Origin of the sequence: Longimicrobium terrae (genome assembly GCF_014202995.1) — a bacterium.
Classification (GTDB): Bacteria; Gemmatimonadota; Gemmatimonadetes; order Longimicrobiales; family Longimicrobiaceae; genus Longimicrobium; species Longimicrobium terrae.
The window spans coordinates 16,745-32,684 of the sequence record NZ_JACHIA010000006.1; the positions used below are offsets into that span (position 1 = coordinate 16,745).

10 protein-coding genes are annotated in these 15,940 nt (G+C 67.6%); 8 read left to right on the forward strand and 2 right to left on the reverse strand.

The features are described from left to right. Positions 1–229 precede the first annotated feature (229 nt). Positions 230–1,525: a hypothetical protein gene (locus tag HNQ61_RS11825; RefSeq protein ID WP_170033113.1), complete on the forward strand. Its 1,296-nt coding sequence runs from the start codon at positions 230–232 to the stop codon at positions 1,523–1,525. Positions 1,526–1,927: 402 nt separating this feature from the next. Continuing rightward, positions 1,928–3,241, forward strand: coding sequence for a hypothetical protein (locus tag HNQ61_RS11830; protein WP_170033115.1), 1,314 nt, complete (start codon positions 1,928–1,930; stop codon positions 3,239–3,241). Positions 3,242–3,579: 338 nt separating this feature from the next. Here the strand turns inward: HNQ61_RS11830 and HNQ61_RS11835 are convergent, their stop codons facing one another. Beyond that, complete coding sequence (locus HNQ61_RS11835) at positions 3,580–4,560, reverse strand: c-type cytochrome (protein WP_170033117.1); 981 nt, start codon at positions 4,558–4,560, stop codon at positions 3,580–3,582. 274 nt (positions 4,561–4,834) lie between these two features. On the opposite strand from HNQ61_RS11835, the gene HNQ61_RS11840 reads away from it, so the two are divergent. The 6 genes from HNQ61_RS11840 to HNQ61_RS11865 all read left to right on the forward strand — a co-directional run bounded on the left by HNQ61_RS11840 (position 4,835) and on the right by HNQ61_RS11865 (position 13,936). Further along, positions 4,835–5,095 (forward strand): hypothetical protein, encoded by a 261-nt coding sequence (locus tag HNQ61_RS11840; protein WP_170033119.1) that lies wholly within the window; start codon positions 4,835–4,837, stop codon positions 5,093–5,095. A gap of 75 nt (positions 5,096–5,170) precedes the next feature. Then, positions 5,171–5,857, forward strand: coding sequence for a DsbA family protein (locus tag HNQ61_RS11845; protein WP_170033121.1), 687 nt, complete (start codon positions 5,171–5,173; stop codon positions 5,855–5,857). A 7-nt stretch (positions 5,858–5,864) separates the two neighbouring features. Next, the gene (locus tag HNQ61_RS11850) at positions 5,865–6,281 is read left to right on the forward strand and encodes a PDZ domain-containing protein (protein WP_170033123.1); all 417 of its coding nucleotides are present in this window, start codon (positions 5,865–5,867) and stop codon (positions 6,279–6,281) included. A gap of 4 nt (positions 6,282–6,285) precedes the next feature. Then, positions 6,286–9,924 (forward strand): TonB-dependent receptor, encoded by a 3,639-nt coding sequence (locus tag HNQ61_RS11855; RefSeq protein WP_170033125.1) that lies wholly within the window; start codon positions 6,286–6,288, stop codon positions 9,922–9,924. 472 nt (positions 9,925–10,396) lie between these two features. Then, entirely contained in the window at positions 10,397–11,089 is a 693-nt protein-coding gene (locus HNQ61_RS11860) for a class I SAM-dependent methyltransferase (protein ID WP_170033127.1), read from the forward strand. A 573-nt stretch (positions 11,090–11,662) separates the two neighbouring features. Continuing rightward, entirely contained in the window at positions 11,663–13,936 is a 2,274-nt protein-coding gene (locus HNQ61_RS11865; RefSeq protein WP_205761306.1) for a S9 family peptidase, read from the forward strand. Between the two features lie 158 nt (positions 13,937–14,094). On the opposite strand, the gene HNQ61_RS11870 is transcribed toward HNQ61_RS11865, so the two are convergent. Further along, the gene (locus HNQ61_RS11870; protein WP_170033129.1) at positions 14,095–15,798 is read right to left on the reverse strand and encodes a glycosyl hydrolase family 28-related protein; all 1,704 of its coding nucleotides are present in this window, start codon (positions 15,796–15,798) and stop codon (positions 14,095–14,097) included. Positions 15,799–15,940 lie beyond the last annotated feature (142 nt).

Sequence of the window (15,940 nt, forward strand, 5' to 3'; positions counted from 1 at the left end):
ATTTCTTGGATACAAGCCTGTGGCAGAGTTGATTCGACCGGAAGAGGATTGCACTTCCTTTCAGCGCAAACCAATCGCTCTGCCTGAGACATAAAAGCAGATGGTGCAGAAGTCTTGCTTTTCCATCTTCTGCAACGCACAATTAAGTCGCGAAGCGTATCTACCCACCCACGCTTCACCGCCGAAATCCCACCCTTCGGCGGTCCGGACACACTCCCCAGGAGAGCTCGTGAAGAAACAAGCTGTTGCCCTGTTCGCCCTGCTGCTGGCCGCGTGCAGCGACGTCACGCAGCCCGCGCCCGCGGTCGAACGCGCGGAATCGCGCCCCGAATCGTCTCTGGACGCCGACGAGACCGCCATTCTGAACCTGGCGCTCACCGACCGGCTGTTCACCTCGGGCACCATGAACACCGTCGGCGTGCTTTCCGAAGGCAGGACGCGGGACTTTGCCTACGTGCTGTTCACCAACGGCACGCAGTCGGTGCGGCGCGAGTTCCGCAAGAATGCCGGCGAATGGCGCCAGGTTGCCGTCACCGGCCTGCAGAAGACCGACAAGGCCGATGGCATGATGAGCGCGAGCGCGTACACCGCGCCGATCGGCTCCGCGGTCGGGACCGGCCTGTCGCAGAACTTCTACGCCGCGGCATCCGGCTCGTCGGGCAACTTCGTCACGGGCACCGCGCCCGATGCCCTGCAGTCCTGGTCGGCGGCCTCGTTCAGCGCCGGCACGCAGACGGCGAACGACACCATCTTCGCCGTCGACCGCATGAACAACTTCACATTCTACCACAACAGCGGGGGCGCCACCTTCAACGGCAGCTGCAGCGGGTCGCCCTGTTCCACGCAGGTCTGGGTCAACGGCACGCTCCAGAATTCGGCGCAGGTCTTTCTCTCCTATCACCTCAAGGTGATTCCGCCCATCGTCGCCGCCCCGATCTCGGGAACGGCCAACATCCCCTGGACGGGCACGTACACCTGGACGACCTCCGCTTCGGGCGGCAACTCGGAAGACAGCGGCTACACGTACGAGTGGCAGATCAGCTACGACGGCGGCGCGAGCTGGACGGGAATGGGCGGCGGCAGCTCCAAGTCGCTCACCTTCACCAGCTCCACCACGACGTCGTTCTCGTGGCGCGTGCGTGCGTCCAAGTCCGGACGCACGTCGGCCTGGGTGGTCAAGGCGGTGGCCGTCGCGAATCCGATGTACGCGCCGCTTCAGGTGGATCCGCAGGGCGAGACAGTGATCACCCAGCAGATTCCGTACACGTACGATGCCGGTATTTCGGGAGGCAGTGGCACGTACAGCTACCAGTGGTACGTGGTGTGGGACGGATCTCCCTATCACCCCAGCGGCGAGAACATGCTGGGCACCGGTTCTACGCAGACCATCAGCGTGGTGCCGGGTGACGGCAACTTCACGTTGCGCGTGCATGTGACGTCCAACGGGCAGACCATCGTCGGCTACAAGTACGTCACCAACCTCATGACCTGCGGCGAAGACTACTGCCCGGTCGAAGGCGACTGACGCACGCGGCTGTGCACTACGGGCGGCGGATCATTCCCCGCCGCCCGTAATGTCCGCGCGCTTCTCGTGGCGGCGCGGATGCACGTGTCGACACCCGGCCGGTCCGGCGATGAACGCCGGCGCGGCGCCGCGCGGCAGGCTCAGGCACCCATCACCCTGCCTGCACCAGCGTGTCTGAAAATGGATTCCGCGGCGCCAGGCAGCGGTGGAGATGATTCGGGCGGAAGAGGATTGCGTCTCCTTCAGCGTCGATCCATCGCTCCGCCTGAGACACAACGGCAGAGGATGCAGGAGCATTGCTTGTCCATCCGCTGCAACGCGGGAAACGGATCTACTTGCCCCACGCTTTACCGCCGGGAATCCCACTCTCCGGCGGTCCGGACACACTCCCAAGGAGAGCTCGTGAAGAAACAAGCTGTTGCCCTGTTCGCCCTGCTGCTGGCCGCGTGCAGCGACGTCACCCAGCCGTCGCCCGCGACGGAGCCCGACGCCGCGCGACCCGAAGCGGTGTCGGACGCCGACGCTGCCGCCATTCTGGAGGTGGCTACCGCCGATCCGCTCTTCCTGGAACTGCGCAATGCGGGAGTGCTTTCCGCGGGCAGAACGGCGAACTCGGCCACCGTCCTCTATACGGACGGGGTGCGATCGGTGCGGCGCCAGTTCCGCAGGACCGGCACTACGTGGGCGCCGTCCGGCGCCGCGATTTCGCAGCTCGTGGCGGCGGGAGACCTGCCGAGCAACGCCACGGGCTACTCGGGCCTGATCGGGGTCGTCTACCGCCTGGACTCCGACAACACGACCCAGATCCAATGGGACTACGTGCATGCACCCATCACCGCCGAATCGGGCACCTGGGTCAGCGGGAGCGACTTCGACAACAACCAGCGACTTGTGAAGGGCGTGTTCGTGACCGGCACCGAAACCGTGCACGACACGATCTACACCGTCGATCAACTGGAAAAGATCACCTTTACCCACCGGCCTTCCGGCGGCGGGTCAGACTATCCCGGTCTCTGCTGGAGTTCGCCCTGCACCACCATTCAGAGCGTCGGCGGCGTCAGCTACATGTCCCGCCAGGTCCTGTTTCACTTTCACCTGAAGGTCGTGGCGCCCGTCGTGATCAGCGCGATCTCGGGACCGGACTCCGTCAAGCTTACCGGCACCTACACGTGGTCCGCGGTGGGCGCCGGCGGCGATGTGGAAAGCCCTGCGGTGGCGTACGAATGGCAGACCAGCACCGACAACGTAAACTGGACCGCGGCAGGCACGACGGCTTCCAAGAGCATCACCTACAGCGCGGGCAACCACTCCTCGTTCTACCTTCGGGTGAGGGCATCGCGGTCCGGGCGAACGTCTCCGTGGTCCGTGAAGTACGTGGGGGTGCGCAGCCCGCTGTACCCGGTCCTGGAGGTGGCTCCTGACGGGGAAACCGTGATCACCACGGAGAACCCGTACACGTACACGGCAGGTGCCACGGGCGGAACCGGCACGTACACCTACCAGTGGTACGTGATCTGGGACGGATCTCCCTATCACCCCAGCGGCACGGACGCGCTGGGCACCGGCGCCACGCAGACCCTCAGCGTGGTGCCGGGGGATGGCAGCTTCACGCTGCGGGTGCATGTGACGTCGAACGGCCAGACGTTCATAGGCTACAAGTACGTCACCAACCTCCTGACCTGCGGCGAGGACTACTGCCCGGTCGAGGGCGACTGACGCACGCAGGACGGCAACCGGAACGGGCGGTGGGGATCATTCCCCACCGCCCGTTCTTTCTTTTGATGGATGGAGCCAGCCGCCAGATTCGGGATGACGGCGTGCCTGGACAGCGCGTCGCCCTCACCCCGCGTGCTGCGCACGACGACCCTCTCCCACGAACGGATGTAGGAGAGGGAGCACACCCCAGCCCCGCGCGGAACCCCCAACGTGGTTGAAGCCCCGAACGGCGCCTGTGGACGCCGTGTCGGGGCTTTCCGTGTTTGAGGCGCATGACTCGCCGCCGTCGCTCTGGACAGGTTCGGCCGCATGCAACTCCGCTCCCGCCGATCGCTGGCCTACCGCGCTGCCCCGGTGCTGTCGAGCGGGACCTTGTGGCCGCGCATCCAGCGCAGATAGGCGAGGATGTCTTCGATCTCGCGGTCGCTGAGCCGGCCCTCGAACACCGGCATGGCCGTCCCCGCGCGGAATGCGCGGGCGTTGCGGATGAACGCCGCCAGCGTGGCCGCGTCACGGTATTCGGTGATGTTGCGCGGCACGTTCAGCTCCGGGCCCACGCTGCCGCCCTGCCGGTTGAGAGCGTGGCACGCGACGCACTGGTCGCCCCCGTGGCTCTCGATGACGAACGCCTGAAATCCGCGGTACACGGGATCATCCCGGCTCACCCCTGTCGGATAAAGGCGGTCGTAGCGCTTGCGCGGGTCCACCACCTCGATGCGCGCCAACTGGTATGGCCACGGCCGCCGGAGCGCCGCATCCGCGGTATCGCCGGGGGCGGCGCCCGTCTGGCCCCACACCAGGTAGAACGGCGCGGGAGAGATGGACTGCGCCCCGTGCCGCACCGGCTGCCACGCCGATCCGGCGGGCGCGTCCAGGTCGGCAAAGGCGATGATCCCCTTGATGCGCGGATCGGCGGCGGACTGGGCCATGGTTGCGCGATAGCCATCTGCCGCCACGAAGTACAGCACCTCATCCGCCGACATCGTCACGCCCGCGAGCGCCAGCAGCCGGTCCAGCGGAACGCCCGCGTAACGCTTTGCACGGCCCTCGTACGCGGGATCGTGGCGCACGAGGGCGGTGTCCGTGGGCAGCGCGCGCCTGAGCTCCGCGAGCGTAAAGGTGCGTGTTCCCGACGCCGTGACGACGACCAGGCTCTCCGACGAGGGCTTGGTCGCGGAATCGGATCCGGCACGGGTAGCGGAGGTTTCCGCCGCATCGTCGCGGCGCCGCGCGGGGTCGGCTTCCACGCCGCATGCGGCGGCCGCCAGGAGCAGCAGCACGGCGGTCAGGTGGCGCGAAACGGTTCGGGGAATCGGCATCGCGGGGCGTTGGATCAGGTGTGGAGGGCGGAGATGGGAGACGGCGGGGTTCGGAGAGGTCGGAGACGGCCCGGAGAATGGCAGATTCCGTGCGGATCCCCTTGGCGGAAAGCCGCGTTGACACGCCTGCTCTCCGGCTGATAACGTTGGGAACTCGTCCGAGTACAGTCTTCCGACCGGTAATGCCGGAGTGCTTCCCATACGCCCTCCGAGGACTGAGCAGGTACATCAACCTCTCTCGCAGCCTTTCCTACCTCACTCCCCACGATATCCGATGAAGAAGCAAGCCAGGTTCAACCTGCTGGCCGCCACCGTCGTCGCGGTCGGCGGATTCGCGCTCACCGCACCCGCCTCTGCCGCGTCATCGTTCGGCGGCTGTGAGGACATGCACGCAGCCATCGCCGAACACGCGAGCGACTGCTGGGCGAACGGCGGCACCAGCATGTCCCACAACGGCAGGTGCGGGGCGGGAGGATACACCCTCACCACGGTCTGCAACATTCCGACCGGGGGAGAGGACATCCCGCACCTCTGACAAGATCTCACTTCAGCCGAGGCCGGGACAGCCCCGCCCTCGGCTGAGGGGGTTCAAACCTGGTGCTGCATACCCATGGCCAACAGGGACACTTTCCAGAATCTGCTCAGTGTTGTCCTTGCACTCTGCGCAATCGTAGTTACCGGCATCCTCGTCCGCCGCGAGTTCTTTCCCGGCACGAGGTCCGTGGAGGGAACAACCGTTCCCTCCACCGTGTCTGACTGGGCACAGTTCGGCATGGAAGGCCATCGCATCGGCGCCTCCTCCCCCCAGGTAACGATCGTCGAATTCAGCGACTTCCAATGCCCGTTCTGCCGCGTTCTTGCCCTTCGCCTGGACACGCTCAGGGCCGAATTCCCCAACGAAATCGCGGTGGTCTACCGTCACCATCCGCTCGCGGCCATTCATCCTCATGCAGTCGCGGCGGTGGGCGCCAGCGAGTGCGCCGCCAGACAGGGCCGCTTCTGGGCCATGCATGACGCGCTGTACGCCGGCCAGGACTCGATCGGGAGCCGGACCTGGGCGCGATTCGCCGAGGCGGCCGGCGTGGAAGATGCCGCGGGCTTTGACGCGTGCATGAAAGAAAACGCGGTCCCGGAAGCGCTCACGTCCGACACGGCCGCGGGAAACGCCCTGCAGGTGCACTCTACCCCGACCCTGCTGATCAACCAGTTCCGGCTTGCGGGCGCCGCGCCGCTCGACACCCTCCGCGCCTACGTTGCGCGGGCGCGCTCCACAGCCACTCCCCATCCACGAAGGTGAGACCCGGATGAAACTCGGTACGTTCACCGCCGCGCTGGCGCTGCTGCCGCTCGCGGCGGGATGCGCGCACGCTCAGCAGACCCCGCCGGCGGCTTCGGCGGTGCAGGGTCAGCACAGCAGTTCCGGCACGCTGACCAACCCGAACCCGCGGCCTCCAACGGCTTACACCGGCATGGGCGTGGCCATCCCGGGCGGCGGCCGCCCGGTGGTCACCCGCGTCGTTCCGGAATCGCCCGCGGCCCGCGCCGGCATCGTGGCGGGTGACGAGATCCTGTCCATCGACGGAGTGGATACGTCCGAGCGGGTGACGTTCTTCCGCGCAGCGGTTCCCGGCCAGCGCTACCTGTTCCGCGTTCGGAGGGGGACGACCCAGGTGGAACTGGCTGTGGTCCCGGATCCGCCGCGTACACGTTCCGCGAACTGAACGGATGAACGTGCCGGGGCGCTTGTCGCGGTTCTGGGCGGGCGCCGTGCTGGTCTGTGCTCTCGTGCTCCTTTCCACGCCTGCCCTCGGGCAACGGCGGGTGTGGCTGGCAGGCAGACTCTCCGGCCCGGATGGAACGCCGGCACGGGTGGCGCGCGTTCAGGTCACGAACGACGGCGGCGTGACGGTCGCGGCGGAAACCGACACCCTGGGCGGCTACCGCGTCCAGCTGCCCGTTCCGTCCGGCCATTTTCTGATTTCCGTGGATGCCCCCGGCCATGAACCGGCAACGCGCGTCATCGCGGATCCCGGCGCTGGGAGCGAGGGAGTGACAGCGGACTTCATCCTCGCGGTTCGGACAGTGGGGCTGGAGCCTGTACGGGTCGTGGTTGCGCGGCTCACCGTGGCGGGAGCAACGCAGTGGACCCCCGGGTCCGTGGACCAGTCGAGGCTGGGGGTGACACTCAGAACGGAGCCGCTGGGCACCGACCCCCTCAGTGACGCGACCGACCGCCAGGTGGGGATGAGCCGGGTGCCGGCGGAGGGGGGAACGGGTTTCAGCATTGCGGGCCAATCGCCCGATCAGACCCGGCTCACGATGGATGGGGCGGACCTCGGAAACGCGGCGGTCCCGCGCGAGGCGATCCGCTCGGCAGACGTGGTGACCAACACCTACGATGTTGCACGCGGGCGTTTTACGGGCGGCCAGGTAGAAGTCAGGACGCAGCGCGCCGGAAACCGCTGGGGAGCGACGGTGCGGGGAGACCGCCGCGATCCGCGGTTTACGCTGGGAGGCAGCGGGCCTCAACTCCGCATGTCGCACGTGGGGATGGATGCCGGTGGCGGCGGTGCGCTCGTGCGCGACCGCCTCTTCGTGTTCGGCGCCGCCTCCACGCGCAGAACCGCAGAGCCCAACTCATCCCTTGGCACCCTGGACCCCGCCGGCCTGGCCCTTCTGGGCATAGACGCAGACAGCGCCCGGCGCTTTCTGCAGGTTACCCGCACGATCCGCCCGGAGCAGGAGGGGGGAACTTCCACCAGCGGATACGCGTCCGCGCTTCTTCGGCTCGACGCGGTTCTTTCGGTCCGCCACTCGCTGATGCTCCGGTTCAACGGACAGCAGTCCAGCTTTCCCGGAGCCAATTCGCCCGCCGCGGCAGCCGGAACGGGAATCAACATGCGCGGATCCGAGTTCGGAATCCTCGCGCAACTCAGTTCCGGCTCAGGCACGCTTGCCCATGAACTGAACGTGCATGTGGCGAGCACGGCCAGACGCTGGGCAGAGACCGACCGTGCCCCGACTGGACTGGTGAACGTCGCGTCCGAAGACGGACAAGGCCAGACATCGCTCGTGACACTCCGGTTCGCTGGAGGAGGGTTCGACCCTCGGGACACGCGACAGCGGCGCTGGACGATTTCGGACCAGTTCGTCGCGGTCACCTCCAACCGCGAGCACCGGCTGCGCCTGGGAGGCGAAGTGGGGGGACAGGAGGACCGGGTGGAAGCCGGCCCTTCACGGGGCACGTTCACGTTCGCGAGCCTGTCGGACCTGGAGGTCGGGCGGCCAGCGTCATACATCCGTTCGCTGGAGACCGATCCGCGGCGAACGTCGGCCGTCCGGACTGCTTTCTACGCGGATGACCACTGGCGGCCAGGCCCCTTCGATCTGGACTACGGATTCCGGCTGGAGCGTACGACGTTCTCCAGCGAAGCGGCCGACCCCGGGATCGAAGCACGCTTCGGCCGGCGCGCCGGGGAGATCCCCTCTGCCTGGATCTTCAGCCCCCGCCTGGGCTTTTCCATCGAGCGCCGCATGCCGTGGGACCGCGGTGAACAGGGAAGCACCAATATCCAGGGCGGGATCGGTGCCTTCTCCGGCGAGCTTCCCTTCGCGGCACTCGGGTCCGCGCTCACGCAGACGGGAAGACCCGGCACGGCCGAGCTCGTCTGCGCGGGACCAGCGGCACCGAGCCCCGCGTGGGATGCGTACCGCGCAAACCCGGGTTCGGTGCCCTCCAGCTGCGCGGATGGTTCGTCGGTCTTGGCCGGCGCTGTGCCCCATGCAACCACGTTCAGTCGCGGGTTCGTCTTCCCGAGGGCTTGGCGCGCATCGCTCCACGGGCAGGGTCTGCTTCAGAACGGCGTGATCTGGAGCGCGTCGGGAAGCTGGGTCCGCGGCTTCCGGCAGCCGGTCGCGGTGGACCGTAATCTCCGATCCGAGGCATACTTCACCAACGGCGCCGAGGAGGGGCGGAGGGTGTTCGTTCCGGTTGAAGCGGTTGATCCGGCGACCGGAGTGGCGTCCATTGTCGCGTCGCGCCGCTTCCCGGAGTTCGGGACGGTGCGCGAGATCAGCGCCGGCGGGCGGTCCCGAACCGCGCAGATGACCGCCACGGCCTCCCGGTTCTTTGGCCCGCTGGGCTTTATGGGGCCGTGGCGCGCCGAGGCCGGGTACACCTGGACCGCTGCCCGGGAAAGCATCAGCCCGCTCGATGTTCCGGGGCGTGGAAACTCGAGCACGGCATCGGATCCATTTCAGGCAGAGTGGGCGCCCGCCCCCTACGCGTCGCGCCACGCGCTGAATGGGTTTGCGGAGTGGAGAATGTCCGGCTGGCTGAGCGTGGGGCTGATCGGCCGGGCTTCATCAGGCCGGCCGTTTACGCCCATGGTACGCGGAGATGTAAACGGGGATGGGCTGAACAACGACAGAGCTTTCGTGTTTGACCCCGGCCAGGCGACGGAACGATCACGCGAAGCGGAAGGGATGGAGACGCTGCTGGGCAGCGCTCCTGCCGGGGTCCGTGACTGTCTTCGGGGGCAGATCGGCCGGATTGCCGGCCACAACAGCTGCAGGACGGCCTGGTCCACCAGCCTGGATCTGAACGCGCGCCTGCAGTTCGGCCGAACGATAGACGGGTCATCGCACAAGCGCACGACGTTGTGGCTTTCGGCCCGGAACGTCACCGCGGGGCTGGACCGCCTGCTCAACGGATCGGCGGGGCTGCGCGGTTGGGGGCAGCCGCTTGCCGCAGACAACGTTCTCCTGCAGGTGCGGGAATTCGACCCCGTGAGCCGCACCTTCCGCTACGACGTAAATTCGCGGTTTGGCCAACCAGCGGGCGCCAGCATGCTCAACCGCGCGCCGCTGGCCGTGAGCCTTCAGGTCCGGGTGGTTCTGGGCAGCGACCGGGTTCTGGCATCGTTCCGTGAGGCGACCATCGCGGCGGCGCGCCGGGATCCGGCGCTGGAGACCGCGAACCTCCGGCTGAACATCGAGCAGCAGCTTCCCAACATCCCCGGAGAGGTGCTCAAAAGGAATCTGCCGGACGAACTGCGGCTCAGTCCCCAGCAGGCGATGGCGTTGCAGAGTGCCGCGGATTCCATCGGTGAACGCCTGGGGCCGGTCCTCGACGCGCTCGCCGCTCAGGTCGCGGCGACTGGGCCGGGCGGCGCCGGGCTCAGACAGCCACTGTTCCAGGACCTCGTCCGGCGGGCAACCGGCCTCAGACGTTCAGGGCTGGAGATCACGCGCGGAATTCTGACCCAGGAGCAGTGGGTCCGCCTGCCTTCGCGGCTGCGCACCGTTTCCCGGACCTTTGCCCCGTACCCCCCCCAACGGCTGGTGTCGCCCGCCGGGTTCTGAGCACGAGGATGGCCAGCCGAGCGCGGCAGTGGTCCCACTTGAGCCGCACGACCGCTACCAGCGGTTGTTTGCCGGCCCTCCCGTGCGACTGCTGGGTGGCGTCCGCACGGTGGAGCGCCGGAGCACCACCCCCGCAACCGTTCGCCGTTTGATGCACCGCCGCTTTGACCAGCGGGAGTGTACGCCGACCGCCTTTCGCCCACCCCTGACGGTTCGCACGAGATGCATCGCCGGCCCGCGCCTCGCGTGGGCCGGCTTCCGTCATCAACCGGATCACGACACATCTGATTCAGCACTCCGACCTGCTGCGCGGATGGAAAGGAAACTGCGCAGGGCTTCATCTTCGGAAAAGATGCGGCGATCAGAGGTGAGAGCATGAAGCCGCTCCCCGCGACCTCCGCGACCTCCGCGACCCCCGCGGCCTCCGCGTGAGACGCCGTTTGCAGACTGCGCCCCGAAAAAATATCCACGAATGAACACCACGTTTGAGCCGCAGGTCCTGCGCACCACGGCGGGGGACTTCACGCTTCAGGAGTACCGGCTGCGGCTGGCCGGGCGCGAGTGGGCCATCGCGCACACCGGCGCCATGCTGACGCACGAGGACGAGCTGTTCTTCTTCAAGGAACTGCGCGGCACGCTGCCGTACGGAGTGGCGCTCTGGCCGTCGTCCATCGCGCTGGCACACGAGGTGGCGAGCCGCGCGGAGCAGATGCGGGGCGCGCGCGTGCTGGAACTGGGGGCGGGAACGGGACTTCCGGGGATCGTGGCCGCGTCGCTGGGCGCACGTGTGGTGCAGACGGACGGGCAGGAAATGGCGATGTCCATCTGCCGGCGCAACGGCGAGCGGAACGGTGTGGGGGACATCGAGCACCGCCTGGCGGACTGGACCGCGTGGATCGACGCGGAAACGTACGATTACATCCTGGGATCGGACGTGCTGTACGGCGAGACGCTGCACGGTGCGCTGCGCAGCATCTTTGAGGGAAATCTGGCGCCCGGCGGACGGGTTCTGCTCTCCGACCCGTTCCGCGCGCCGGGCCTCAAGCTGCTGGAGACGCTGCAGGAGGATGGATGGGGGATCGCGCTTTCCAAGTGGAACGTGGGCGAGGATGATGCCCCACGCTCCATCGGCATCTATGAACTGACGCCCCCCGCGGTGGCGTAAAGGTCTGAGCGGACCTGATGGATCGCGGCGCAATGAGCCGCCATCGCGCGGAACCGAGAGAACCGTGCGGCGCAATGAGCGACCGTCCGCGGACCCGAAGAACCGTGCGGCCCATAGTCACCTGAGCGAATGAATCCGCCGCTCAAACAGCGGTAAGCCCCGACTCGTGGCCGCTGTCGCGTCCACGAGTCGGGGCTTCAACTACGCAGAAGAACGGCGGTCCTTTCCGCAGGTTGTGCCCGCGCTGAGGTCTCCCCCTCTCCCGCTTGCGGGAGAGGGGGCCGGGGGGAGAGGGGTGCCCGCGGCCGAGCCACACCATGCGAAGCGCACGAGTCCGCAGTTCTCCCCTCTCCGTGCGTCTGTTTGCACGGGGAGGGGCCGGGCGAGGGGCCTCCGAGCCGGCTCACGCTTCAGATTCTGCCTCGATCCCGATCCGCCCTGTTGGCCATCAACATCCAGCAACTCCGATTGCTCCTCCGCCGCGCCGCGTCTAGGTTTGCTGGCGGCTGTTTCAGGTGTCCGCGTCCGCCGCGCACACCGGCGCGCGTCCCCCATCACCCGGCTCTTCTGCCCATGATCACACATCGTAGATGGCTCCTGGCGGCCGCCCTGCTCGCGCTTCCCGCGGCGTTGCAGGCGCAGCGCAAGGAGCGCTTCGCCACCCTGGAGCAGGCACTGCAGTCCGGCGCCGCCATGTCCGGGCGCTCGGGACCGCGCAGCGTAAACTGGATCGAGGGCGGGCGCCGCTTCTCGTTCCTGGACCGCGGCGCGGACGGCAAGGACGTCATTCGCGGATACGACCCGGCCACCGGCCGCGACACGCTCCTGTTTTCCGCCGAGGGCCTCACCTTTCCCGGCGGCACCGAACCTTTCGAGTACGAAAGCTTCCAGTGGGCGCGCGACTCGCGCAATCTGGTCTTTCAGGCCAACTACCGCCCCATCTTCCGCCGCTCCGGGATCGCGGACTACTACATCTACTCCCTGGCGGACCGCTCGCTCAAGCAGGCCACGCGCGACGCGGGCACGGCGGAGCTTTCGCCCAGCGGCACCCTGCTGGGGTTTGAGCGCGGCGGCGACCTGTACGTCACCGAACTGTCCACCGGCGCCGAACGCCGCCTGACCCGCGACGCCGCCGGCCGCGTGTACAACGGCCGCTTCGACTGGGTGTACGAGGAGGAGTTCGGACTGGCGCAGGCGTGGAAGTGGTCGCCCGACTCCCGCCATATCGCCTTCTGGCAGATGGACGAAAGCGCCGAGCCCATCACCCAGCTCAGCGACCTGTCCGGCTGGCACTCGGAATACGACAGCATCGCCTATCCGCGCGTGGGCGATCCCAACGCCAGGGTGCGCATCGGCGTGGTGCAGCCGGACGGTGGCGGACGCGTGTGGCTGGAAACGGGAGAAACGGGCGACTTCTACATCCCCCGGATCTACTGGACCAGCAGCCCCGACACGCTCGCGGTCATGACGCTGAACCGCGCGCAGAACACCATGAAGCTGTTCTTTTTCGACGTGAACACGGGCGGGCGCCGGCAGGTGTTCACCGAGTCGTCGCGCACGTGGATCGACGTGTTCGACTTCTACGCCGGCGTCGAGAACATGATCACCTTTCCCGCCGGCTCGCGGGAGTTCTTCTGGATCTCCGACCGCGACGGGTTTCAGCACGTCTATCGCTACGACTACTCCGGCCGCCTCATCAACCAGGTGACGCGCGGCCCGTGGAGCGTCACGCGCATCGAGGGGATCGACCCGCGTACGCAGACCATCTACTACACCGGCACGCAGGCCTCGCCGGTAGAGCGGCAGCTGTACGCGGTGCGCTTCAACGGCGGCGGCTCGCGGCGCATCACGCAGGAAGCCGGACGGCACGCCATCGACATGTCGCCGGACGCGGCGTACTTCATCGACCGTTACAGCAACCTGCGCCAGCCGCGGCAGGTGGAGCTGTGGAGCACGGCCCGCGGCAAGGTGCGGACGATGGAGGCAAACGCGCAGGTGGCGCAGTGGCTGGCGGCGCACGAGTACTCCACGCCGGAGATCTTTTCGTTCACCACGTCCGACGGCGTGCGGCTGGATGGATCGATGGTGCGCCCGGTGCCGTTTGATCCGGCGAAGAAGTACCCGGTGGTGTTCGCCATCTACGGCGGGCCGGGCTCGCAGCAGGTGTACAACGAGTTCCAGGCCAGCGGGTGGACGCAGTGGCTGGCGCAGCAGGGCTACATCGTGGTGGGCGTGAACAACCGCGCCAGCAACAACTACGGCAGCGCGTTCATGAAGGTGGTGTACGGCGACCTGGGCAGGTACGAGGCGCAGGATTTTGCCGAGACGGCGCGCCACCTGGCCTCGCTGCCGTACGTGGACGCCGGCCGCGTGGCCATCATGGGCACCAGCTACGGCGGATACGCAACGTTGATGGCCATGGAGCTGTATCCGGAGCTGTTCCCCGTGGGGATCGCCAACTCCGCGGTAACGGACTGGCGCCTGTACGACTCCATCTATACCGAGCGGTACATGGGTCTGCTGGCCGACAACCTGACGGGGTACCGGGCCAGCTCGGCGGTGGAGCACGCCGACCGGCTGCGCGGGCACCTGCTGCTGGTGCACTCGCTGCTGGATGACAACGTGCACCCGCAGCACACCATGCAGCTGCTGACGCGGCTCACGTCGCTGGGCAAGGATGTGGACTTCCGGCTGTATCCGCCGGGCCGCCACGGCGCGGCGTACGACTGGCCCAGCTCGCTGCTCATCAGCCGCAACAACTTCGCGTTCCTGGAGCGCTGGCTGAAGGCCGACCAGCCGCCGGCCCTCGATGCTCCCCGCCCCGCCGCCCCGGCCGCCGCGCGGTAGGCGAGCGCGATCGGACGAAACAAAACGGCACCCGGCGAGTTCTGCCGGGTGCCGTTTTTCATCCATCCGCCCACGCGTCTCATCGCACCGGAGACAATCCGTGCATGCTTGCTTCAGGGAAGCCAGAAGAAACATGCACGCACTTTTCAGGGCGCGTATCAGCTCTTGGTGACGAGCACCCGCACGTCTCGCGCGGGAACGCTGACGGCGTTGATGGGGTCGGTGTTCAGCAGCCGCAGGCGCAGCTGGTCCGCCGCCAGGGGAAACACCGTGGCGACGATGCGGTTGCCAAAGCCGCTGCCGCCCACCGGGTTCAGGCTCACCTGGTCCGTCAGGCCCAGATCGGGAACGGTCACCACCACATCCTGCACCCCGTTGGCGGGAATGGTCTGGGCGGGGATGGTGGCGGGCACTACGAACTGGGTGCGCGGGGCGCCCAGCGCGGCCACGCCGCGGACAATGTTCTCAAAGACACGGATCGTCGCCCGCTCGGCGTCCGTGGTCGCCGTGGTGACGCTGATGGCCAGGTCCGCGTTGGCCGGTGCGGTGCGCGAGTCGTAGATGGTGTTGAGCGCGATGGTCACGTCACGCAGCAGGTGCCCGTTCGCCGGATCCGACTGAAGGCGGATGACCCCGGTGGTGCGCGACGGATCCACGCAGTCCACCATGCTGTTGGCCAGGATCACCACACGCTCCAGGTTCCCCACCGCGCCCCCGGCCGGCGTCTGCTGAAGGTTGACGGCGGCGCCGTGGATGGTGCGGAACTCGTTGCCGATCACCTCCACGTCGGTGGAGTTGTCGATCAGAATGCCGTTGCGCTCGTTTTCATTCAGCGAGCCGATGACCGAGTTGCCGATGACGCGCGCGCTGGCCTGCACCAGCGCGCCGCCGCTGAGCCCGCCGTGAACGTGAATGCCCTGGTTGCGCTCCAGAAAGATGGTGTTGCCCTGCACCAGCACGCCCCGGCCGTTGGTGGCCACCGCGGCCCAGCGGTGCCCGCGAAAGGTGCATCCCTGCACCGTCACGTGCTGCGCCTTGGCGGAAAGGGTGACGCCCAGGTTGTTGTTCTCGAAGTGGCACCCGATCACCCGGATGTCCCGCGCCACCCACGGTCCGGCGTCGGGCTCGACGTCCAGACCGGAGCCGGGGTTGTTGTGCGTACCGTTGCCGGTGTTGCGCGCCACGCACCCGATGAAGCTGACGTTCTTTCCGTAGATGACGGCAAAGGCGCTGCGGTCCACGCCATCCACCGTCACGCCCTCGATCATCACGTCTTCCGCCTCGTACTGGCCGGAGAGGCGGCCTTCCAGCCCGATCTGCACGCCGTCGCCGCCGTTTCCGGCGGGGTTGCTGGGCGTGCCGGGGTTGGCGGCCATGTTGCGCACGTGCAGCCCGGCCACCCGCGCCCGGCGCGAGCTCCAGATCCGGATGCCGATGAACCGGCCGTCGGGGTTCAGCACGCGCTGGCCGTCCACCGTCCCGCCGCCGTCGATCACCACGTCGTCGTCGCCCTGGCGCGTTTCGATGACGGCGCGGTCACGGTCCGTGGGGGCAAACGGAATGGGAGCCGCCAGCAGCGTGGCCCCGGACGCCAGATGAAAGCGCACCCGCGACCGTATGCGGATGGACTCGTACGTCACGCCGTCGCCCGACGGGTTGCCCACCAGGTAGGTCCCGGCGGGGACGAGCACGGTGCCGCCGCCCCGCGGATTGGTGGCCGTGACGGCGCTCGCCGCGTCGATCGCGGCCTGCAGCGCGAGCGTGGAATCCGTCGCCCCGGTGCTGTCCGCGCCAAAGTCCGTGTGCAGGACGTTGAACACGGCCCCGCCGTCGTCGAACAGGGTTCCATACACGTCGGCCATGGTCTTTTCTCCGGATGAAGTGCCCCGCCGCCGCGACACGGGCGTGCCCGGCTGATCAGAACCTAACCGAACAAAATCCGAAGATTAAGCCAACACATGTTTCCCGGAGCAAGGGATGGAAAGTGGACCGGGCAACGCCGTC

Bases quoted from the DNA above. Each gene is read 5' to 3' on its own strand.
- HNQ61_RS11835 (WP_170033117.1), bottom strand. From the start codon at position 4,560: ATGCCGATTCCCCGAACCGTTTCGCGCCACCTGACCGCCGTGCTGCTG.
- HNQ61_RS11840 (WP_170033119.1), top strand. From the start codon at position 4,835: ATGAAGAAGCAAGCCAGGTTCAACCTGCTGGCCGCCACCGTCGTCGCG.
- HNQ61_RS11845 (WP_170033121.1), top strand. From the start codon at position 5,171: ATGGCCAACAGGGACACTTTCCAGAATCTGCTCAGTGTTGTCCTTGCA.
- HNQ61_RS11850 (WP_170033123.1), top strand. From the start codon at position 5,865: ATGAAACTCGGTACGTTCACCGCCGCGCTGGCGCTGCTGCCGCTCGCG.
- HNQ61_RS11855 (WP_170033125.1), top strand. From the start codon at position 6,286: ATGAACGTGCCGGGGCGCTTGTCGCGGTTCTGGGCGGGCGCCGTGCTG.
- HNQ61_RS11860 (WP_170033127.1), top strand. From the start codon at position 10,397: ATGAACACCACGTTTGAGCCGCAGGTCCTGCGCACCACGGCGGGGGAC.
- HNQ61_RS11865 (WP_205761306.1), top strand. From the start codon at position 11,663: ATGATCACACATCGTAGATGGCTCCTGGCGGCCGCCCTGCTCGCGCTT.
- HNQ61_RS11870 (WP_170033129.1), bottom strand. From the start codon at position 15,798: ATGGCCGACGTGTATGGAACCCTGTTCGACGACGGCGGGGCCGTGTTC.